At 33.4% G+C, this 20061-nt stretch carries 21 protein-coding genes; 2 read left to right on the top strand and 19 right to left on the bottom strand.

Annotated elements, in window-relative coordinates; genetic code table 11:
* Window positions 1–17 precede the first annotated feature (17 nt).
* Window positions 18–1928, top strand: coding sequence for a peptidase M61 (locus ABIQ27_RS02355; RefSeq protein ID WP_348031695.1), 1911 nt, complete (start codon window positions 18–20; stop codon window positions 1926–1928).
* Between the two features lie 81 nt (window positions 1929–2009).
* Complete coding sequence (locus ABIQ27_RS02350; protein WP_348031693.1) at window positions 2010–2723, top strand: DUF4369 domain-containing protein; 714 nt, start codon at window positions 2010–2012, stop codon at window positions 2721–2723.
* A 7-nt stretch (window positions 2724–2730) separates the two neighbouring features.
* On the opposite strand, the gene ABIQ27_RS02345 is transcribed toward ABIQ27_RS02350, so the two are convergent.
* From ABIQ27_RS02345 to ABIQ27_RS02255, 19 genes are all read right to left on the bottom strand, one after another.
* On the bottom strand, window positions 2731–3234 hold the full coding sequence (locus tag ABIQ27_RS02345; RefSeq protein WP_348031691.1) for a hypothetical protein: 504 nt from the start codon (window positions 3232–3234) through the stop codon (window positions 2731–2733).
* 18 nt (window positions 3235–3252) lie between these two features.
* On the bottom strand, window positions 3253–4053 hold the full coding sequence (locus ABIQ27_RS02340; RefSeq protein WP_348031689.1) for a hypothetical protein: 801 nt from the start codon (window positions 4051–4053) through the stop codon (window positions 3253–3255).
* Between the two features lie 36 nt (window positions 4054–4089).
* Window positions 4090–4557: a VOC family protein gene (locus ABIQ27_RS02335; protein ID WP_348031687.1), complete on the bottom strand. Its 468-nt coding sequence runs from the start codon at window positions 4555–4557 to the stop codon at window positions 4090–4092.
* Between the two features lie 19 nt (window positions 4558–4576).
* Window positions 4577–5023 (bottom strand): Gmad2 immunoglobulin-like domain-containing protein, encoded by a 447-nt coding sequence (locus tag ABIQ27_RS02330; protein ID WP_348031685.1) that lies wholly within the window; start codon window positions 5021–5023, stop codon window positions 4577–4579.
* Between the two features lie 61 nt (window positions 5024–5084).
* Window positions 5085–6341: a hypothetical protein gene (locus tag ABIQ27_RS02325; protein ID WP_348031683.1), complete on the bottom strand. Its 1257-nt coding sequence runs from the start codon at window positions 6339–6341 to the stop codon at window positions 5085–5087.
* Between the two features lie 27 nt (window positions 6342–6368).
* The gene (locus ABIQ27_RS02320; RefSeq protein WP_348031681.1) at window positions 6369–6761 is read right to left on the bottom strand and encodes a hypothetical protein; all 393 of its coding nucleotides are present in this window, start codon (window positions 6759–6761) and stop codon (window positions 6369–6371) included.
* 121 nt (window positions 6762–6882) lie between these two features.
* The gene (locus ABIQ27_RS02315; RefSeq protein WP_348031680.1) at window positions 6883–7719 is read right to left on the bottom strand and encodes a GNAT family N-acetyltransferase; all 837 of its coding nucleotides are present in this window, start codon (window positions 7717–7719) and stop codon (window positions 6883–6885) included.
* 9 nt (window positions 7720–7728) lie between these two features.
* Window positions 7729–9057 carry an APC family permease gene (locus ABIQ27_RS02310; RefSeq protein ID WP_348031678.1) on the bottom strand — a complete coding sequence of 443 codons (1329 nt, stop codon included), beginning with the start codon at window positions 9055–9057 and terminating at the stop codon, window positions 7729–7731.
* 34 nt (window positions 9058–9091) lie between these two features.
* Entirely contained in the window at window positions 9092–10855 is a 1764-nt protein-coding gene (locus tag ABIQ27_RS02305; RefSeq protein WP_348031676.1) for a DUF885 domain-containing protein, read from the bottom strand.
* Between the two features lie 36 nt (window positions 10856–10891).
* Window positions 10892–12064: a heparan-alpha-glucosaminide N-acetyltransferase domain-containing protein gene (locus tag ABIQ27_RS02300; protein ID WP_348031674.1), complete on the bottom strand. Its 1173-nt coding sequence runs from the start codon at window positions 12062–12064 to the stop codon at window positions 10892–10894.
* A 31-nt stretch (window positions 12065–12095) separates the two neighbouring features.
* Window positions 12096–12227, bottom strand: coding sequence for a hypothetical protein (locus ABIQ27_RS02295; protein WP_348031672.1), 132 nt, complete (start codon window positions 12225–12227; stop codon window positions 12096–12098).
* A gap of 12 nt (window positions 12228–12239) precedes the next feature.
* Window positions 12240–12875 (bottom strand): DUF2306 domain-containing protein, encoded by a 636-nt coding sequence (locus ABIQ27_RS02290; protein ID WP_348031670.1) that lies wholly within the window; start codon window positions 12873–12875, stop codon window positions 12240–12242.
* Between the two features lie 26 nt (window positions 12876–12901).
* Window positions 12902–13084, bottom strand: a complete 183-nt coding sequence (locus ABIQ27_RS02285; RefSeq protein ID WP_348031668.1) for a hypothetical protein — start codon at window positions 13082–13084, stop codon at window positions 12902–12904.
* Between the two features lie 80 nt (window positions 13085–13164).
* Entirely contained in the window at window positions 13165–13677 is a 513-nt protein-coding gene (locus ABIQ27_RS02280) for a nuclear transport factor 2 family protein (protein WP_348031666.1), read from the bottom strand.
* A gap of 105 nt (window positions 13678–13782) precedes the next feature.
* On the bottom strand, window positions 13783–14526 hold the full coding sequence (locus tag ABIQ27_RS02275; protein ID WP_348031664.1) for a hypothetical protein: 744 nt from the start codon (window positions 14524–14526) through the stop codon (window positions 13783–13785).
* Between the two features lie 210 nt (window positions 14527–14736).
* Window positions 14737–16698, bottom strand: a complete 1962-nt coding sequence (locus tag ABIQ27_RS02270) for a sensor histidine kinase (RefSeq protein WP_348031662.1) — start codon at window positions 16696–16698, stop codon at window positions 14737–14739.
* A 3-nt stretch (window positions 16699–16701) separates the two neighbouring features.
* The gene (locus ABIQ27_RS02265) at window positions 16702–17445 is read right to left on the bottom strand and encodes a LytTR family transcriptional regulator DNA-binding domain-containing protein (RefSeq protein WP_348031660.1); all 744 of its coding nucleotides are present in this window, start codon (window positions 17443–17445) and stop codon (window positions 16702–16704) included.
* 258 nt (window positions 17446–17703) lie between these two features.
* Window positions 17704–18213, bottom strand: coding sequence for a DUF4142 domain-containing protein (locus ABIQ27_RS02260; protein ID WP_348031658.1), 510 nt, complete (start codon window positions 18211–18213; stop codon window positions 17704–17706).
* A gap of 130 nt (window positions 18214–18343) precedes the next feature.
* The coding region (locus ABIQ27_RS02255; protein ID WP_348031656.1) for an insulinase family protein at window positions 18344–20061 on the bottom strand (1718 nt) is incomplete at its 5' end.

Genomic DNA, 20061 nt, shown 5'->3' with positions numbered 1-20061 from the left:
AATATAAAATTTTAGTAATGAAAAAACTAATTCTAAGTGCCATTCTTGCTTTGTCTGTATTTAGTTATACTGCTAGTGCGCAAAAGAAGACTTCTCCAAAGTTACCTGTCAAAGAACAAGTAAAAACGAATGTAAATTTGAATCAGGTAGATGCTGTCATCGATTTAAACAAAGTAAAAGATGATAAGGTTAGTGTGACCATTACGCCGCCAAAGTTTACTACAAACGAAATCGTTTTCCACATTCCAAAAACAGTTCCCGGAACTTATTCTACAGATAATTACGGAAAGCTAGTTGATGATTTCAAAGCATTTGATAAAAATGGAAAAGAATTAGCGACTTCAAAAACTGATGATAATTCATGGAAAATTTCCAATGCAAAATCGTTGTCAAAAGTAACCTATATGGTAAATGACACTTACGATTCTGAAGCAGGCAAAGGTTTTATGAAAGAAGATATATTCTCACCAGCAGGGACAAATATTCTGGAAGGTAAAAACTTTATGGTAAACAATCACGGTTTTGTGGGTTATTTTGAAGATAAAACGCAGTTAACCGAAATTCCTTATAAGCTTACGATTCTACACCCAAAAGATCTTCATGGTGCTACTTCTTTGGTAGATATCAATAAAAGCGATACTGAAGATACGTTTTTGGCAGGCCGTTATTTTGATTTAACGGACAATCCGATTATGTATTCTAAAGCAGATATTCAAACGTTCACGGTAGACGGAATGGAGATAGTGTTTAGTGTTTATTCACCAAATGGAATACATTCAGCAAAAGAGTTATTGCCTGATTTAGAAAAAACTATGCGTGCTCAAAAAGCATTTTTAGGATCAATCAATACCAATAAACGATATACTGTTTTATTGTATTTATCAGATGTTGGCAAAAACGATGCAAAGGGTTTTGGAGCATTGGAACATCATACTTCAACTACTGTAGTTTTCCCGGAAAGTATGGATACAGAAGCATTAGGTGAGCAATTAAAAGATGTAGTTTCACATGAATTCTTTCACACGGTAACTCCATTGAGCATTCATTCTAAAGAAATTCAGTATTTTGATTACAGCAATCCAAAGATGTCAAAACATTTATGGATGTATGAAGGCGTGACTGAATATTTTGCCAATTTATTCCAGGTAAATCAAGGCTTAATTACCGCTGATGAATTTTACCAAAGAATGGACGGCAAAATAAATAATTCATTGACTTTAAATGATACAATGCCTTTTACCGAAATGAGTGCCAATGTTTTGGTTGCACCTTATAAAGACCAGTACTTAAATGTATACGAAAAAGGAGCTTTAATCGGAATGTGCATTGATATTATCATTCGTGAAAAAAGCAATGGTGAAAGAGGGATTTTAGACTTAATGAAAAAATTGTCAAATGAATATGGCGTAAATAAAGCTTTTGATGATGATGAACTTTTTGATAAAATAACAGCGTTGACATATCCTGAAGTTGGAGCGTTCTTAAATACATATGTTTCCGGAAACACACCAATTCCTTATGATACGTACTTTGCTAAAGTTGGCGTAACCAAAGCTAAAATAAAGGTTCCTGCAAATCCGTTCTTAAAAGATCAAAAAATACCATTCATTACCGTAAATCCGACAACAAAAGAAATTGTGGTTGTTCCGGGTGTTGAACTGAATAGTTTTATGAATACTTTGGGTTTAAAAGGTGGAGATATTATCACATCATTTAACGACAAGCCTTATAATCTTGACAACATTTATGACTTGATAATGGTAAGCCAAGGCTGGAAAACAGATGATGCTATCAGCGTTAAAATAAAGAGAAAAGGATCAGAGCAGACTCTAAACGGAAAAGTAAAAATAGATTTTGATGAAGTGGAAGGTTATATGTTTTCTGATGAATCCAAAACGAAATTGAATAATTCCTGGTTAAAAGGATAATTCAAAACAGCATACTTTCAAATCCTCAATTTGTACATCAGATTGAGGATTTTTTTAGTATTATTGCCAAAAATTTAAAACATGCGTAAATCAATCATTGCCCTATTCTATATCCTAATTTTAGCATCTTGTACTGAAAAAAAATCAACCAAAAACTTTGTTTTAAGCGGAAATATTAAAGGGTTAAAAAATGGCACTTTATATATCCAAAGAATAAAAGACACCGTTCTGGTTGCCATTGACACGATTAAAATAAATGGTGATTCGCATTTCACCAGCGAGTTTGATTTACAATCGCCTGAAATGTTGTATTTATTCTTAGACCGTGGCGTAACGAATTCATTGGACAACAATATTCCATTCTTTGCCGAAAAAGGGAAAATGACTATTGAAACTTCTTTAGATTTTTTTACAGCCGATGCTAAAATCAAAGGCTCTAAAAACCAGGAGCTTTATGACGAATACAGAAAAGTGGTTTCGAGATATGTGGATCAGAATTTAGATTTGTTTGAAAAAAGATTCAAGGCACAAAAAGCAAACAATGCTGAGGAAGTTGCTAAAATCGAAGAAAAACAAAAAGGGATTTTAAAAATAAAATACCTTTATACTACCAATTTTGCGGTCAATCACGGCAATTATGAAGTGGCACCTTATGTGACTTTGGATGAAATTTATGACATCAATTTGAAATTTATGGATACCATCCAAAAATCGATGACGCCAAAAGTTTCCAAATCATTGTATGGCAAAAAATTAAGCGCTTTTATTACGGCAAGGAAAAAGGAGGAGCAATAGAGATTTTTTAATTTTCAACAATTCTGGCATTCAGGAGTTTTTCTAAATCTTTAATGCTTTTTTGACTTTCAGCTTTAAACGCGATTACTACCAATCCAATTCCAAAAACCAGCATAAGCAACGGAATAAAAACCATTTTACCACCATCTGGTTTAGGTTCACTGCTGAAAAGAAAATTATAAGTACTCGCTACCGAAGCTAATAAAGTACCACTTAACCAAAAAATCATAAAGGTTTTGACAAATGGGTGCAGTTTCATATTTACATTAACCTTTGTGCCGTTTATACCATCACTAATTTCGCCACTGATTATTGGTAAAAAAGAATTCCTGTAACTGATTACCCTTTTTATTTCAAACCTTTTTGGCAACACTTTGCCAATGTATACCGTTGAATAATTGTCCTCTTTTAAACCAACTCCAATGACATTTTTTAGGTGTGCTGACAATTCTTCGCTGCGTAAAGTAGATTGATATATCAGATTTTCAATGGGGATTATTTTTTTAAGCATATGAGTTTTGGCTACAATTTAGAATATAAGTTCAGGGACTAAGTTTGCCGGGATGTATCTTTTGTCATCAATTTTATCGTAAAACTTTTTCGCTTTCTTTTTCATTTCTTCGTCGTTATTTAATTTCGATAATTTTAAAAGTGCCAAACTATAATAAATATTGAAATTCAGATCCCGTTTGTATTTTCCGTTAACTTCCTCCAGCGTAGTTTTTGCTTCGGCATATTGCCCATCTAAAGCAAATAGAATTCCTTTTATAAACTGGCACTGATTTAACTGATCCTTATCAGTATACATATTTCCGGCTTTAATGATATTTTCCAGGCCAATTTTATAGTCGCCAATCATAGGGGAAGTTGCTCCAATTCCGTAATAACCTTCAGGATTTTCAGGAAAATTTTTCACGATTTCCTGATAGGCATCGCGGGCATCCTGATATAGCTCAACTTTCATGCTGATTGCTGCCAGGTTTATTTTGTATATTAAAATAGGTCTGGGAGATTTTTGATCGGCAACTTTATGAAAGGCAAAAGATTCCCGATATTTGTTTTGGAGGTTTAGGATATAACCGGCAAAGAAATAACCATCACAAAAAGTAGTATCCTGAAGAATCGCCCGGGCAAATATTTCGGCATTAGCTGCTAAGTATTTTGGCGTTAAACTGCGATTCAGATGCATAATTTCAATACCAGCATCAAACAATCTTTTGGCTTCTTTATTTTCTGTTGGGCAATGCAGCTCATTACCATCAAAATATCCTTGAGAATAAACCGCATTTGAAATTAGAATTAAGAATGCAAGGGTGATTTTTTTTATCATACGTTATTTTTCTATTTGGCTATTAAATGATTTTATTTAGTCAACAGGTTCCCAAAGTTCCACTTTGTTTCCTTCTGCATCAAGGATATGGATAAACTTTCCGTAATCAGAAGCTTCCATTTTATCGACGATGGTTACATCTTCTTTTTTTAGTTGCGCAACAAGTGCTTCCAGATTCTCCACTCTGTAATTAATCATAAAATCCTTGGTTGAAGGTTCAAAGTATTTTGTTGATTCCTTAAACGGTGTCCATTGTGTTTGGCCTTTCTTTTTGCCGTCGGCATTTTGGTACCATTCAAATGTTGCTCCGTAAGGATTTGCGTCTAAACCAAGATGCGTTTTATACCAATCGCTCATTTTATTTGGGTCTTTGCATTTAAAGAAAATGCCTCCTATACCGGTTACTTTTCCTGTGGTTGTTTGTTTGGTTGTGACTGTCTTGAATGCGAAACCAAGACAAAAAGTCGTCACAAATACCAGTGTTATAAGGATGCTTTTTTTCATATTGTTTTGTTATTGAGAATTAGTACAATAATATTGGCAACTCATATTGTCGGCTGCCGTCTTTCGCGCTGACTTCAAACAAAATAAGATGTAAAGTGGAATTCTCATCTTCTTTCTCAACATCAATTGTAAAGTCAAATTTGCCCCATTCCGGTGCTCCGGCATCAGTCATTTCAAATCCTTTTTTGAGTTCATTATGTCCGTCCTCAACAACCCAATTAAAGTTTGCTTCAAAAATCTGAGCTTCTCCTTTAATATTGAATTTATGTTCATCCACTTTTTCTACTGTTACTTTTCGAAAGCGTTCATTTGAATATTCTTTTGCAATTTCTTTTTTCGGAATGATTGGCTTTACTATTTTAACTGTATCTACGGAAACCAAGGTATCATTGCTTTCCACAACATCGCTGGTTTTTTTGTTGCAGGAAAATAGGAGTAAAAGTAATAGAAATAGTGATGGTTTCATTGTTGTTAAGTTTTTAATTAGAATGAGCTATTGCTGCAACGACTGTTAGTAACTGGACTTTTTAATTTACTTGGATAAAATCTGCTTTAGCTTTTCCGTTTTTTAGGTTTATAAACTTTTCATTTTTATAATTACCAATTCTGTTATTTTCATTTGTTTTAAAGACCAATTCAATATTCAGTTCCTTGATAAAAATATGCTCCCATTCAGTTAATGAGTCTAGTCTTACATTTGATTTGGGATATAACTTTAATATCTCTCTTGCATTTGTATTTGTGTTTATTTTACCGAAATTAAATTTGGGGGATATTGCTTTAAAGTCTGTTATTTTATTTTCACCTATATTATGATTCACAAAACCCAATAGCTCATTATCATCCCAAACCTCAAATCCCGTACCTGCTTCATTTGCACAAGTTGTATAGAGATTCTCTTTTTCCTGAAAATCTGCATTTGGATAAACCAATAACAAATCCTCCAATGTCATTCCAATAGCAATGTTTCCTATATACTTAATTGGTTTAAGCCTCATGGATTCTGTGTCATAGAATTTGGTTTTTTTAAGCTGATGTTTATCAAACTCATATTCTCCGGCCCGAATCACATCATAATCAACTTTTGCGCTGTCATTTATTGTATAAAAATCATCTGCAACAGTAAGTCCATTTTTATTCAAACGAATTTTTGAACTGTTTACAGTATGTTCTGTTATAATATTAAATGCACCTGGGTCATCTGTTCTAGGCTCCCAATGAGTTACAGATGAATAATATTGTAAGCTTATATATGTCATATTTTTTATATCGATTATGTGCAGGTATTTATTTTCAAATCCTGACTGTGTCACACTATGATTTCCATCTTCATTTATATAAATATATTGCCCGTTTTCGGACTGATCAATTATATTATAATTAGTTTCATCTGAAAAACCTAAATCCAAACATAAGAGGTAGTTTTTTTCTTTTATATAAAACGATGGTATCCTACTATTTTTGTAATAACTAATAAGGAATCTACCCTTATATAATCTCTCACTATTAAGTACACTATTTATAGTGTCTTTTTGATGAATGGTATCAATAGCTTCTATTTTTTCAAATTTATAGAAATACTGTTCTTGTCCAAAAGAGATTAAAAAACTAAACAGTAAACACATAACAGCTATTTTTCGTTTCATTGTCTTAATTTTTTGCAGTTTTCCGATAGTCTTGCCACGTCCCGCCGCTTGGCATGTGACGACTTTTATTGATTTTTTATAAAGATAAGCAAAACTCCAACTTAGTAATTTCCAGCTAAATAACGCTAAACCAGCCATGGGGCGAAACCGCTGTTAGTAGTAGCCTTACTTGTTATTTTTATTACTTTTCGCTACCATTACACTTTCTGCAATGCTATCTCTATCTAAAAAAATGATTAGTTCTTTATAATAATTTTGTTCTATTGTGGAATCATTTTCTGTACTTACAATATATTTAATTGACTTTGAATGCGACGTTGATTCAATTTCTGCATTTCCAAGCAATTTTACAATCTCTGGATATTTTAGACCTTTGATTTTATAATTGTCCAACAAATCATAAAGCATTTTTTCTCTATCTCTGTAGCAATCTTTCTGCTGATTCTTTAACCATAAACTTTTGTCAAACTTTAGTTTGGTTACACATTCAACTTTCTTTTGACACGCTTGAATCATTAAGATTGTCAAAAGTAAAAACAATATTCTTTTAGGTTTCATAGTTCTTTTTTGCAGGATTTCGATAAAGGTTACTGCTAACTTATATATACCCAAACAAACATTCGAAATTTCGGTTGCATATCAAATATATAAAAATTTCTTAAAAATCCCTATCGGGTTTTTAATTAGTATTCAGTTTCATTTCATACTGTTCGATAAAATTATTCAAACCAATGCTTTGCAGAAAATTATTGGTTTCAGAATCACTTTCATCTACATTTATAATTACTATTACTGCATCAGGATTTTGATTTTGCACTTCAAAAAATAACTGATGCCCGATTCCTTTGTTTCTGAAATTGGGATTTACGCCAAACTGTTTTATCCGCAACGTGTTTTTATCAAAAACAATATAGCCAATCAGCTTTTCGTTATCAAATGCTCCTAAAGTTGTGTGTTTTGTAAGATTGTTTTTAATGCAGAATAAGGAATTTTGATACGTTGGTTTGTGATTACGGAATTGTTTTATTTCGGTTTCGTTTGGCAATTGGATTGTTTCAATTTTGTATTGTGATTTCTTTGATTCTGAAATTTTTCCTTTGTAACAAATTACTTTTCTTGTAACAGAATAACCCAATCCTTCATAAATTTTCAATGCTTTTTGATTTTGACAAATTACTTCCAATAGATGATTCTGGATTTCGATTTTATCAAGTTTTGGAAGCAGATAAGAATACATTTTCTCGGTAAGTCTTTGTCCTCTGAATTCTGGAATTGTTCCGGTTCCAGCGTTATAAGCAGTGCTGTTTTTGGCATCAATTGCGATTAAGATAAATCCGGCTAATTTGTTATTTATAATAACACCAACAGAATGTTCGAGTAAAATATTTTCAGATTTGATTTTGTCTGCTAAAAGTTTGGCATCCAGTTTAATTGGTACAAAATAGCTTTCAAAAGCTTTGTTGAAGGTTTCCGCTAAGGTTTCTAAACTGGTGTTTTGTAAAGAGTGAATCTGCATAAGGCAAATTTAATTGATTTCTTCCGCTTGTTTGTTTTTTAGCAATCTGAATATCGGATATGACAAAACCGCCACAATCACCATTACCAGCAAACTTTGACGATCGCTATAAGCAAACCCGAAAAGTATTCCCAATGAGACTAGCACTAATAATACAGGTGTCACGGGATAGCCCCAGGTTTTGTATGGCCTAATGAGATTAGGTTCGGAAACACGCAATTTAATCAGCGAAAAATAAGTCATGCACCAAACCGTTACCGATAAGAATGCACCGAGTGTCATCAATGCACCGAAGGAACCAATTATAATTAGTATTAACGAAAATATGGATGAAATTAGTAAAGACACAATCGGAGTTCCACCAGAATTCACACGCTGTCCTGCATTTATAAAGAAACCGTCGCGGCTCAATCCAAAAAGGATTCGGGTTGGAATCATCATATAAGCATTCAAAATTCCGATGATTGAAAAGATAGCAATCACCGTAACTATTGTCGATCCGCTTTCGCCGAATACCACTTTTGCAACATCGGATGCAACCAACGGCGAATTTGCTAAAGAAGCAATTGGCAACACATAAAAGTAAGCCATGTTTATCAATACATAAATAAGAATTACGATGATTGAACCAGTGAAAAGCGAACGCGGTATATTCTGTGACGGATTTTCATCTTCCTCAGCAAAAAAGCAGATGGCGTACCAACCATCATAAGTTCCTAAAACCATTTGAAGCGACTTGAAAAATGCTATAACGAAACCAGTGGACATAACGGTAGTATCGGTTTGAACGTTTGGTATTTTGACACCCGAGTACATAAAACAAGCCACAATGAGTGCCACAAAAAACAATACTTTTATTGTGCTGGTGATTTGCTGTACGATGCTTCCGGTTTTGACTCCGCTGATATGCAATAGTACGAATCCGACCAGAAAAGCAATGGCAATAAGCGTCATTTGATCTTTTAATGAAGGAAACAGTATCACAATATATTCGCTAATCACAATGCAGAAAATAGCTGGCGCAATAGCATTTGTGATATAGTCAAACCAACCCGACAGGAAGCCTGCATATTCGCCAAAGGCACGTTTTATATAATTGTATGATCCGCCTGCTTTAGGGATTGATGTCGCTAATTCAGAATAAGCACCACAACCCATGAGGACATAAATTCCACCGGCAATCCAGCAACCGATTATTAACCAATAATTGTCGAGCATACCCGCAATTTCGCCCGGAGCTCTTAGTATTCCGACGCCTATTGTTCCACCAATTAATATGGCTATGCCAAAACCAAGACCGAGAACTTTGTGTAGAGGATTGTTTTTTTCTGTTGACATACCGTTGCTGTTTTATCTGATTAAGTTGACTTTCTTATTTCGCAACCTTGTTTTCAATCCAAGTATTAATTTTTGCTTCTAAAATTGAGAGTGGTAAACAGCCATCTTTTAAAACTTCATCGTGAAATTCTTTTATGTCAAATTTATTTCCCAATTTTTTCTTTGCTCTTTCCCGCAACTCAATAATTTTTAATTCACCCACTTTATAACTTACTGCCTGTCCTGCCGTAACCATATACCGTTCTATCCGTTGTTCGGCTTCGATGGCAGATACTGGTTGATTTTCCAATACATACGCTATGGCTTTTTCACGAGACCATCCTTTGTAATGGATGCCTGAATCAACCACTAATCGAACGGCTCTTTCTATTTCACCATTTAATCGTCCTAAATATTGATATGGATCCGAGTACATACCTAATTCCTTGCCTAAACTTTCGGCATACAATGCCCAGCCTTCAGCAAAAGCACTATTTCCATATGCTTTTCTGAATTCAGGAATAGCTGCTTCCTGCTGAATGGCTAACTGATAGTGATGACCGGGAATAGCTTCGTGTATGAATAAATCTTCCATCGCAAAATAATTGTATTTAGCCGGGTCACGCACGACCTCATAAAAAATGCCAGGTCTTGTTCCGTCTCTCGATGGCCTATTGTACTGAGCATTTGCACCTGCGGCACGAAATTTTTCAGTAGCTCTTACTTCAAATTTTGCTTTGGGTCTTAAGTTAAAAAGGCGGTCCAGTTGTGGCGACATTTTATCCTGAAAACTTCTAAACCTATCTAAAACTTCATCTTCCGTTTTAAATGGAAAGAATTTAGGGTCGGTTTTTACATATTCAAAAAAAGATTTTAAATCACCTTTAAAGCCAACTTGTGTTTTTACAGAATCCATTTGATTTCGAATACGTGACACTTCACTAAGTCCCAAATTAAAAATTTGTTCGGCGGTAATGTTGGTTGTGGTATAATACTTTAGCCATAATTCATACTCTTTCTTTCCGTTATTATTATCTAATAAGCCCGATGTTTTTCTTGCTTTGGGAATATATTCAGTAACAATATAATCGTACAATTTTTTATAAGCTGGTTTAATACTATGTTCAATAGCATCAGCATAATCTTTCTTTAATTGAATAGCTGCCTCACTATCTATAGCTTCTGGAAGTTTTAGTACAGGTTTATAAAAAACATTTTCCTGAAAAGTACCTTCAAATAATGGTTTTAATTGCGGTGGCACTTTTTCCATTGCAGCTCTTGGATTTGTGTTATGGAATTCAATTCCTTTTTGCATATTGACAATGGCTTGGTCAACCCAAACCTGAAAACCTTTCATACGGCTAATAAAATCCCGATAATCTTTTTCAGTGTTGAAAGGAATATAACCTGCTCCCGAACCTAATGTGGCAAAACGGGTTGGAAAGCTAAATACAAATTGGTCAACGGGTCTATAATACCACAAAGAATTGTTTAGTCTCTCGTCTTCAGATTTCAGTTTGTAGGTAAGCACATCAATACTTAATAGCTCCGAGGCTGTTAAACCTGCTTTTTGTAAATTACCTAATATGTCAAGATATTTTTGATTCAGAGCTTTTGTTTTTTTTATATAATCATCGCTGATCGTTATTTCCATTTGGCTATTGTAATCATTGATTCCAGCTTCCGTTGCTGCCAAAGGATTTAATAGATAATATTCCTTTGAATACTGTTCCAATACTGTTTCAAGTTTGTTTTGTGCCAAAACCCTAAAAGAGAATATGTTTATCAATGCAATAAATACGAGGATAGTTTTTTTCATGATTTTTTTCTTGAATTTCATTAAATTAATTTCAGTTTACAAATAACTCAGCCACCATTTTTCTTTGTGCGATTGTTTATACCCATCAAATTTTTTACACAAAGGATAAAGCATAATAATTACTAAAATCCAAACGAGATAAACGGTAATTAGGTTAAAACCGTATCCTTTCAAAGCTTCTACTCTGGTAATAAATGTTGGTAAAACCAAAGCCTGCCATCCAAATCCGGTAAAATAAGCTGCGAAAGCGGCCATTATATGAATGAGATAAATGTGAATAATGTAATAGAAAAAAGGAACCCGACCAAAGACGCAAAAGAAGTCAACTATTTTACCTTTCAGTTTTTCGGCATTTGCCAGGAAGAGAAAGCTGCAGCCCAATGTGATTAATAAATAAAGTAAGGATGGTGGATATTTGTTCACATTAAAAATCGACATCAATGTTTTGGAAGTGTCACCATAATTGGTCCACTGAACTGGATCTCCATATTTATTAATCACAATCAGAATGAAAAAAAGTGCCAAGCTTCCGATTCCCAAACTATTTAATATTCGCTTTCTTTTTTGAACATCAAACGAACTGTCGTAAAGCGAACCAAAGCAATATCCCAAAGACATTACTGCAATCCAAGGCAATAATGAATAAGCAAAAACAACAGTATGACCTTCAGCAAATTCAAATTTTTGACGTTCGTGAAGCATTGCCCATAAAAAATTGCCGTCAAAATGAATGTTGTCTAAGAGATTATGTCCAAAAATAATCACAAGGCTAAACGCTAAAATCAGTTTTTTGGGAAGGTGAATCAATCCCGCCAAAACAATCATACTAATTCCTAGCGACCAAATAGTTTGCAAACCGATATGTCTAAATTGAATATCGAATTTCCATGCGAAAGAGATAATAATTATTTCGACAAAGACCAACCAAAGGCCACGTTTTAAAAGAAAACCGGATAACTCATTAATTGGTTTTCGTTTCCCAATCACAAAGACGGAAACTCCAGCCAAGAAACTAAACGCTGGCGCACAAAAATGAGTTATAAATCGCGTGAAGAAAATGGGCCAAGTTGTTTGTGTTGGATCGGTTGCATCAAAAAAGAAAGCCGAATAATGAAAATAATCTCTGGTGTGGTCAAGTGCCATAATCACCATGACTAAACCTTTTAAAAGGTCGACAGATTGTATTCTGGAATTTGAGATTGTTGTCATAATTAAATTGATTGGTTTAGTTTTCGTTTAATTATTTTCCAACACTATTCACTTCAATCCAATAACCATTTGGCTTTTCGGTTTCAATTTTTGGTTGTTGGTTACAACCTGAAAAGGGTATTGCTAATGTTACAATTATTAGTTTTAAAAGATTTTTTTTCATGTTGATTTTAATTTATTGTTTTTTATTCCAACTTAATACCACTTCGGTAATAAGTAATGGGATTGTCCAGCAAAACCAGATTACAGTTGGTCCTCTTTCTTCAAAAGTTTCTATTAAATTTTGGGCGATTGAAGAATCGTTAATCCAACGAAAAGTTACAAACGCAAAAGTCACAACATAACTACGAATCATCCATTCTTTATGTTGTGTAATTTTTCTTCTTCTAACAGAAATATAAGCCATCATAGAAGTAACAAACCATGCAAACGCTAAACTTTGTAAACCAAGTGCCCATGAAAAATTAACTTTTATGCCAGATGTCCAAGCCAAAGAGGTTGCGCAAATTGAACCAACTAGTATTGCACTTAAATAAATGCGACCTAACCATCGATGTAGGGTCAAATTTTTATTTCTAAATGTATTCCAAAATTGAAAAGGTCCAATTGCAAGAGCTAAAATTCCGCTTGAAACATGAAGAATTAAAGTCCATTTATAATCCCAATAGCCACCAAAAACTTCTTGCTGAAATCCAAAATAAGGAAGTGCATCCTTGACCACAAATTTTATTGCTAAAAATAGTAGAAAAAATAAAAAGGCAATTTTAAAATAAGATTTGGGTTTTGTTAATTCAAATAGTTTTGGTTTCATTTTTTAGTTTTAGTAATTATTTAAATTTAGGCTAACGTAGCCATCATTCCTTGTTTTTCTATATCGTTATTTTCTAAATCAACAACACGTTCAACCTGTTTATCAATATTTAAAAATTGTAAAAGTAACCAAGCCAATGCAGTCATAATTGCAAATGCAAAAAGTATAATTTCCCGACTAAAATTTGCTTTGATTCTAATTAACGCCATACGTTAAAGCCCATTTTTCTTATTCTAATGCAAAAATACCTACACGATTTTTGAAGTCCTGTAGGTTTCTGAATTAGCAATTATTTTTCTGATACTGTTTCATCAGCTTTTACTGGAGTTGCTGGTTGTTTCATCATATCCGTCATGATTTCTGAATTATCCCAATAGCCATCTTCTTGAACAATTTTACCATCAATAAAGCGTGCTGTATTATGAAAAGGAATGTTATACACTTTATTGGTTGATTTCATAGTTCCTTTCCAAATACCCCAATAGTTTACCCAAGTTTCTCCTTTGTCTGTTACCACCATTTCGTAGTCAGTATCTTCAACAACCCAAGCGAATAATTTTGCATCGTCTTTGGCTTTTTCTATGGCTTGTGTAACAGTTTGCGCTTTATCTTTTGTAACATTATTGGCAATTTTGGCAGTATCGGCATAATGTTTTGGATAGTCTTCCCAGTTTTGGGTTTTGTAATCTTCCATTACTTTTTTATAGGTATCGATTTCTGGTGATTGTTGTGTGTAACGAACTTCTTGTTTGCATGCTACAAAAAGGATTGTTGCAAATCCTACTACTAATATTTTTTTCATTGTTTTTGATTTTTAAGTAACCCTGTCAGAATTTCAAACTCTGACAGGGTTGGAATTAACAATTATTTGTTGACGAATATTTAATTTCATATTAAAAAGTACTCTTTACTTCGAACTCAAATCAGCGCGATAAAAAAGTAGTTCACTCCAAGATTCAGTTACATATTCGCTTAAATTGTCCAGATAAACTGCCCATGAACCAGCACCATGGATCTTTTCATAAGTGGCTTTGAATGGTTTGCGAAAACCATCTTCTTTTTCTTTTAGTCCTTGTTTGAATCTTCGTGCTATGGCAAATTGAGGTTCGCCAGAGGCATTTACTTCATAAACGGCAATGGTTGAACCTTCTGCAGCCCAAGCTTCTTTTAAATTTTTAATCATACTTATTACTCTATTGCCACAACCTAGTTTTGGATAAATATGAGTGATTTGAACTTTATCTGAATAATCGCCAATAGCAACAGTGCTCAATGAATCGATATAAACAGAATAACCGCTCGAACCTCTCTCGGTTAAAAAAATGGTTACGCTTTTATGCCAGTCGTTGTTGTGCGCTACATTAATATCGCCTCGTGCATCTTCAGAATCCCAGGTTTTTGGTCCTTCTACTACATGATACCCGCCAGCATCTGGTCCGGATTGAATTTGGAATACACGCCATTTAACGTCGCCAGTATGGTACTTCTGTGCATGATTTGCTAATGCTTTTTCAAATTCAAGTTGTTTGTCCACTTTTGGAAATAAACGATTGGTAGAAATCACATTTTTGGTTTGACTCATGCTTATAAATGGAATAAGCATCAAGAGAAAACAAATAGTTTTCATCTTTAATTGTAAATTGTTTTTCATGATTATTAGTTTTTGTTGATTAGATAGAATTAATTTTTAATTCTGAAACTAAATAACTCATAATCAATAAGAATGTAAAGTGAGTTAGGACGAAACAAAGAAAATACTGTCCGAAGCCTAGGTTTTTTTTATCGAAGAAAGTATTAAGATTTGAGTATTAAGTATCAAGACAAAAATCTTACTACTTAATACTTTTGTTTTTAACTAAAATCAAGCCGATTTTTTCAGTTTGAAATCAAAAATTATGGCAGTTCCGTTTTGATTTTCTTCTCGCATGGTTCCATTTAACTGGTTGGTTAACAGCGAAACAAGCTGTCCGCCAAAACCAGTTCCATGTGTTATTCCAGATTTTCCAACGCCATTGTCAGCCACTTCAAGATGTAGCATATTGTTGGCTTGTTTTTCTAATTTGATGGTAATGGTTCCTTTTTTTCCTTTTGGGAAAGCATATTTGATGGTGTTGGTCAACAATTCATTTATTATTAAGCCGAGCGGAACTGCTGTATCAATATCTAAATCTAGGTTATCCATGGCTAGTTGTAAATCAACTCGTTCCTCTGCACCAAAACTGTCGAGAATACTTTCACTCAAATTCAAAAAATAATCTTTCATTTCCACCGCACCAAGATTGGTTCCTTGATACAGTTTTTGATGTACAATACCTATTGAATTCACACGATTTTGACTCTCTGCCATAGCATCTTTTGTATTGGGATCATTTATTTGAGCCGATTGTAGTGCCAACAAACTTGAAACGACTTCAAGGTTGTTTTTCACTCTATGATGAATTTCCCGGAGTAACAATTCATTCTCTGCATTTTTTTTGTCGAGCAAATCGTTTTTGCTTTCTAAATCAGTATTTAAAATTGCCAATTGCCTGTTGCTGTTTTGTTTTTGTTTGAAGTTCCAAAATAAAAAGCCAAGTAGTACCAATACAATACCCAAAACAATAATCGAAATAAGTTGCTCATTTTGCTTTTTAGCTATCATTTTTTTTTGACTTAAAACACTAATTTTCAAATCGCTTTCACGTAAACTACGTTCGTTTTTTTCAGATTCATAGTCGAATGCTTTTTCATAATAAGATTTTTGATGTGCTAATGCTTTTTTTAGTTCGCCTTTTAGTTCATAGGTTTTGGCAATAAAATTTTCCATATCAATCATTCCGGCACGATTGTTTAATAATGCATATCCATTTTGACTTTTTTTATAGCTTTCAATCGCTAAATCATATTTTTTTTCTGTTGTATATATATCCGCCAAAAGACCATGAGCATAGGGAATAATAGTATTTTTTTTTATGTGGTACTTTTCTAATATTGCCAGTGCTTTGAGAATGTTGGCTTTGCCTTGAGCATATTGTTTTTGGCTTATCGTTTTTTGTCCGTCGGAAGGAAAAGTGAGCAAATCTCTTCCTGTGGTTACATAGTACCAGGCATGTTTCTGAGGTATTTTTATATACTTTAAAATCGATTTTATTTTGGACGAATAAAACTGAACCGAATCTTTGTTTCTGTAGTCAAAATATCCAATTAGTGCACTGTAATTAGAGTTAAGTTTTAATGCATAGGTTTTGGTGTCTCTTTTTTCAAAATAGTTTTTGCTTTCGATCAAACATTGGTATGCTATTTTGCGTTCGTCGGTTAGTTTATATCTTTCATAAAAAATTCCTTTATCTAATAATACTTGAGCTTTCAATTCTGGGCTTTTAAAATTTTCTGATATTAGCAGTGCTTTGCTAAATAATTGCAGAGCTTCTTTTGTCTGTCCAATTTCTAATTTTATACCTGACCAATTGCACAAATAAATATATTCTATTTTATTGTAAGCAGTAGTAGTTGTTTTGTTTTTTAAGTATTTCCAACCCAATTCAGCAATTGAATCTAATGTTTTCATTGATTGGTTTATTGTTTTGTTTTCAGAGCGGTAAAAATAAATTTGTGCTAATTCATAGTCAAAGTGAGAAGGTTTTTGTTCGAGAAGTTTTGTAGCTTTTTTAAAATAATACTCCGAACTATCCTGATTGTATTGAGGCATTTTTTGAAACCACAACGCACGCATTTTGAATGTATTACTTTTTTTTAAAATAGTTGCATCTTGTGCAATATTCTGGGTTTGGCTGTAGCCAAAAAAAAAGTATAACAGAAAAAGCAGCAGTAGTTTTTTTTTCATCCTTTAGATTTTTTGGATGTGAAGCAAGAGTTCTTTTTTGGATTCAGCACTTATCGGAATGGTTTTTTTAGCTATGATTATATGGCTGGTAGCAATTTCATCAACATTAGAAAGGTTGACAATAAAAGAACGGTGAATTCTTAAAAAATTTTTAGCAATTAGTTTTTCTTCCAAATCTTTCAGGGTCATTACTAATAAATGCTCTTTGTCTTTACAGTGGATTTTACAATAATTTCTGTCGGCTTCGATATATAAAATGTCATTAATAGACACTTTAATCATCTTATCATGACTACGAACAAAGATGCAATCGCTCAGAACATAATTTTCTTCGGCAATTAATTCAGATTTATTTTCGTTTGCTTGTTCTTCTCGAATTCTAATAACTGTAAGTTCTATGGTACGGTGTAAATCTAATTTTTTAAATGGCTTTGAAATAAACCCATAAGGATTAGTAGCTTTCGCTCTATTAAAATGCGCTTCATCGGCATTGGCTGTTAAAAAAATAATAGGAATTTTGTATTTTAATTGCACTATTGTTGCAATTTCGATACCATCTAAATCACCTTTGAGATTGATGTCCATCAAAATAATATCGGGCAAATTATGTTCGATATGACCCAATACTTCTTCTCCTCTAGGAATTATACCCGTCACGATATATCCTAAATTTGAAAGTTGCATAGAAATGTTTGCTGCAATAATCATTTCATCTTCAACTATTAAAACCTTGTAAATTTTTTCCATCTAGATATCACAAAACTTAATTTAATGTTAAAAATAGGAATAATCAACAGATTATCAATGCACTAATAAAAAAATATAGTGAAATTAGAAAGTAAATAGGAACATTTGCAGTATTTGTGTGAACGATTCCTTCAGCAGTAGCTTCGCTCGTGTGGAGCAAGTACCCTGCCGGCAGGCATGCGTGTACTGCGGATAGTGCGACCCTTGTGGTCACGCCATAAAAAAACCCCAATCTTTCGAGTGGGATTCTAAAAATAATTAGCTGCTTTTTTTAATTTGTTTTATTTTGTGTAAATGAGATTCAATCATTGGAAGATGTTTAGCTGCAAAAGCACTCACTTCTGAATCATTGTCTTTTGTTGCTTTTTTGAATTTCCTTACATCACGTTTGTGATCAATGCAAATCATTTGGATGAACTTTTTATCGAAATCGGTACCGTTTTTTTCTTTTAAGTCTTCTAAGCCGTTTTGTTTTTTCTCAGATATTTCAGTTGGAAGCTGGATGTTTTTCCTGGCTGCAAATTTTTGCAATTCATTGAGCAAATAGGTTTGTTCGTCAATCATTAGCTGACCATAGTTTCTGATTTCCTGAGTTGTTCCTTTTTTTAGTGCCTGCCTTCCTTCTTCACGATCCATTAATCGGGCATCCGTCATTTCAGTTAAGAAGGTTTTTGTTTTTTCGTTTTCAGATTCTGTACAATTTGTTGTGACAAAACTTAACAATATAACGGCAAACATCATTACGGGTAAAATGTATATCTTTTTCATTATCTTTTTTATACAAAGTAAATACAAAGAATTGTTAGATGCGTTTTAGGATTACATAATCAAATTGTATAATTTCCATTAAAAAATCCCAATCTTTCGATCGGGATTTTATTTAATATGAGATTTTTATTTAGTAATTGAAAATTTCGGCCAACGTTACTTCTTCAATATCGCCCAGTTTTTTCAACGCTTCAAAATCCAAACTTTCTTTTTTACCAATGATGGCCGTATTGTACTGTTTGGTTTTTACTTCTTTGTTAAAGAAATCATTCGTGCTATCCAAAGTTAAACCTTGTATGTTTTTGAAAATATCTTTACGGATATCATAATCAAAACCAAGTTTCTTCACGTTAATTTGGTTGAAGAAAATGTTGGTTTTGATAATTCGGCTCGATGCGATTTGCTTCAAACTAGATTCTTTTGCATTGTTGAATTGCTTATCGATTTTTGGCATATCTGCTAACAAAGCATTAATCGCATCAACAGCTTGCGGTAATTTATTCGCTTGCGTTCCGATTGCTACAGTCATATAATCGTTTAGGTTTTTATCACTTGCTACTCCATAATTCGCGCGGGCTGAATACGCTAATGATTTTGATTCTCTGATTTCCTGGAATACGATTGAAGATAATCCGGAACCAAAATAAGAATTGAAAACGTTGACTGTTCCTGCGATTTCAGGATTGTATTTTAAACCTTTAGCAACTCTGGTCATTTCAGTCTGCACCATGTCATAATTGGCAAAATAAACTTTGTTTGTAGTGTCTGGTTCAGGATATAGTTTTGGAGCCGGAATTGCTTTGTTTGCGGCTAAATTATGATTCTTTTCCAAAGAAGCAACTATCGGATTCAGGTCGTTGCCATAGAATAAAATCTGGTGCTCATAGCTCGTCATTCCTTTTACAAGATTAGCAAGCTGCGTAACATTCATTTCTTTTAATTCTGTTGCTGAAAGAATGTCTCTGAAACGGGAATCTTTACCATATTTAGCATAATTCACCAATGCGTTCAAAATGCTTTCTTTACGTTTTTTAGCATTTTCTCTGCCGTTTAAAATGGCTTCCACCTGTGTATTGTAAATATCCTGATCCGGTTTTACATTTTTCAGTAAGTTTTCAAGTAATGCAATTCCTTTTGGTAAATTGTTTTCTAATCCCGAAAGCGAGATATAGGTCATGTCATTGGTGAAATTTACCGAGTAAGAAATTCCAATTTTGTAGAATTCTTTTTTTACATCTTCAGGACTTAGTTTATCAGTTCCCCAATAGTCTAACATTCCTGCTGCTAATTGTATTTTTTTATCGTGATCAGAACCCATATTGAAAACATAATACAGATTTGAAATCGTATTGGTATTGTTTTTTATGAAGCTGATATTGGTGTTTTTGACTTTTTTAGTTTGGATTTCTTTATTGAAATCAACAAAAATCGGTGCTGAATCAGCTGATGTCAGCTTTGCAAAGTCCTGGTAGAATTCTGATTGTTTATCTCTGTTTAATTGAACAGGTGTTATTTTTGGATTCGATACACGAACCAATTTGTCATTTACACCTTTTCTTTTATAGATAATTACATAATTATTGTCTTTGAAAAATTCATTGGCAAATTTTACAACATCTGCTTTGGTGATTTTAGCCAACTCATTGACATCTGATAAATTTTTCTCCCAACTGATACCTTGTGTGTAGTTTCTGTAGATTGAAGTCGCTAATCCGTCAGCTGTTTCATAGGTTTTCATTACATCAAGCTTTCTGTTGTTGATAATAGCCTGAAGCATCCATTCATCAAAATCCCCTTTCTTTAATTTATCGATTTGAGTTAACAATAAAGCTCTTCCTTCTTCCAGCG

It is taken from the genome of Flavobacterium sp. (assembly GCF_039916025.1).
Lineage (GTDB): Bacteria > Bacteroidota > Bacteroidia > Flavobacteriales > Flavobacteriaceae > Flavobacterium.
The sequence above is the reverse complement of the archived record's forward strand: the minus strand, read 5'-3'. Positions and strand labels throughout refer to the sequence as shown.

What these genes read in the sequence shown, in the direction of transcription:
- ABIQ27_RS02330 (WP_348031685.1), bottom strand. Translation starts at nt 5,023, where the DNA reads ATGAAACCATCACTATTTCTATTACTTTTACTCCTATTTTCCTGCAAC.
- ABIQ27_RS02295 (WP_348031672.1), bottom strand. Translation starts at nt 12,227, where the DNA reads ATGAAAAAAAATCTTTTAAAACTAATAATTGTAACATTAGCAATACCC.
- ABIQ27_RS02340 (WP_348031689.1), bottom strand. Translation starts at nt 4,053, where the DNA reads ATGATAAAAAAAATCACCCTTGCATTCTTAATTCTAATTTCAAATGCG.
- ABIQ27_RS02290 (WP_348031670.1), bottom strand. Translation starts at nt 12,875, where the DNA reads ATGAAACCAAAACTATTTGAATTAACAAAACCCAAATCTTATTTTAAA.
- ABIQ27_RS02320 (WP_348031681.1), bottom strand. Translation starts at nt 6,761, where the DNA reads ATGAAACCTAAAAGAATATTGTTTTTACTTTTGACAATCTTAATGATT.
- ABIQ27_RS02285 (WP_348031668.1), bottom strand. Translation starts at nt 13,084, where the DNA reads ATGGCGTTAATTAGAATCAAAGCAAATTTTAGTCGGGAAATTATACTT.
- ABIQ27_RS02325 (WP_348031683.1), bottom strand. Translation starts at nt 6,341, where the DNA reads ATGGCTGGTTTAGCGTTATTTAGCTGGAAATTACTAAGTTGGAGTTTT.
- ABIQ27_RS02270 (WP_348031662.1), bottom strand. Translation starts at nt 16,698, where the DNA reads ATGAAAAAAAAACTACTGCTGCTTTTTCTGTTATACTTTTTTTTTGGC.
- ABIQ27_RS02280 (WP_348031666.1), bottom strand. Translation starts at nt 13,677, where the DNA reads ATGAAAAAAATATTAGTAGTAGGATTTGCAACAATCCTTTTTGTAGCA.
- ABIQ27_RS02275 (WP_348031664.1), bottom strand. Translation starts at nt 14,526, where the DNA reads ATGAAAAACAATTTACAATTAAAGATGAAAACTATTTGTTTTCTCTTG.
- ABIQ27_RS02315 (WP_348031680.1), bottom strand. Translation starts at nt 7,719, where the DNA reads ATGCAGATTCACTCTTTACAAAACACCAGTTTAGAAACCTTAGCGGAA.
- ABIQ27_RS02265 (WP_348031660.1), bottom strand. Translation starts at nt 17,445, where the DNA reads ATGGAAAAAATTTACAAGGTTTTAATAGTTGAAGATGAAATGATTATT.
- ABIQ27_RS02345 (WP_348031691.1), bottom strand. Translation starts at nt 3,234, where the DNA reads ATGCTTAAAAAAATAATCCCCATTGAAAATCTGATATATCAATCTACT.
- ABIQ27_RS02350 (WP_348031693.1), top strand. Translation starts at nt 2,010, where the DNA reads ATGCGTAAATCAATCATTGCCCTATTCTATATCCTAATTTTAGCATCT.
- ABIQ27_RS02300 (WP_348031674.1), bottom strand. Translation starts at nt 12,064, where the DNA reads ATGACAACAATCTCAAATTCCAGAATACAATCTGTCGACCTTTTAAAA.
- ABIQ27_RS02305 (WP_348031676.1), bottom strand. Translation starts at nt 10,855, where the DNA reads ATGAAAAAAACTATCCTCGTATTTATTGCATTGATAAACATATTCTCT.
- ABIQ27_RS02335 (WP_348031687.1), bottom strand. Translation starts at nt 4,557, where the DNA reads ATGAAAAAAAGCATCCTTATAACACTGGTATTTGTGACGACTTTTTGT.
- ABIQ27_RS02310 (WP_348031678.1), bottom strand. Translation starts at nt 9,057, where the DNA reads ATGTCAACAGAAAAAAACAATCCTCTACACAAAGTTCTCGGTCTTGGT.
- ABIQ27_RS02260 (WP_348031658.1), bottom strand. Translation starts at nt 18,213, where the DNA reads ATGAAAAAGATATACATTTTACCCGTAATGATGTTTGCCGTTATATTG.
- ABIQ27_RS02355 (WP_348031695.1), top strand. Translation starts at nt 18, where the DNA reads ATGAAAAAACTAATTCTAAGTGCCATTCTTGCTTTGTCTGTATTTAGT.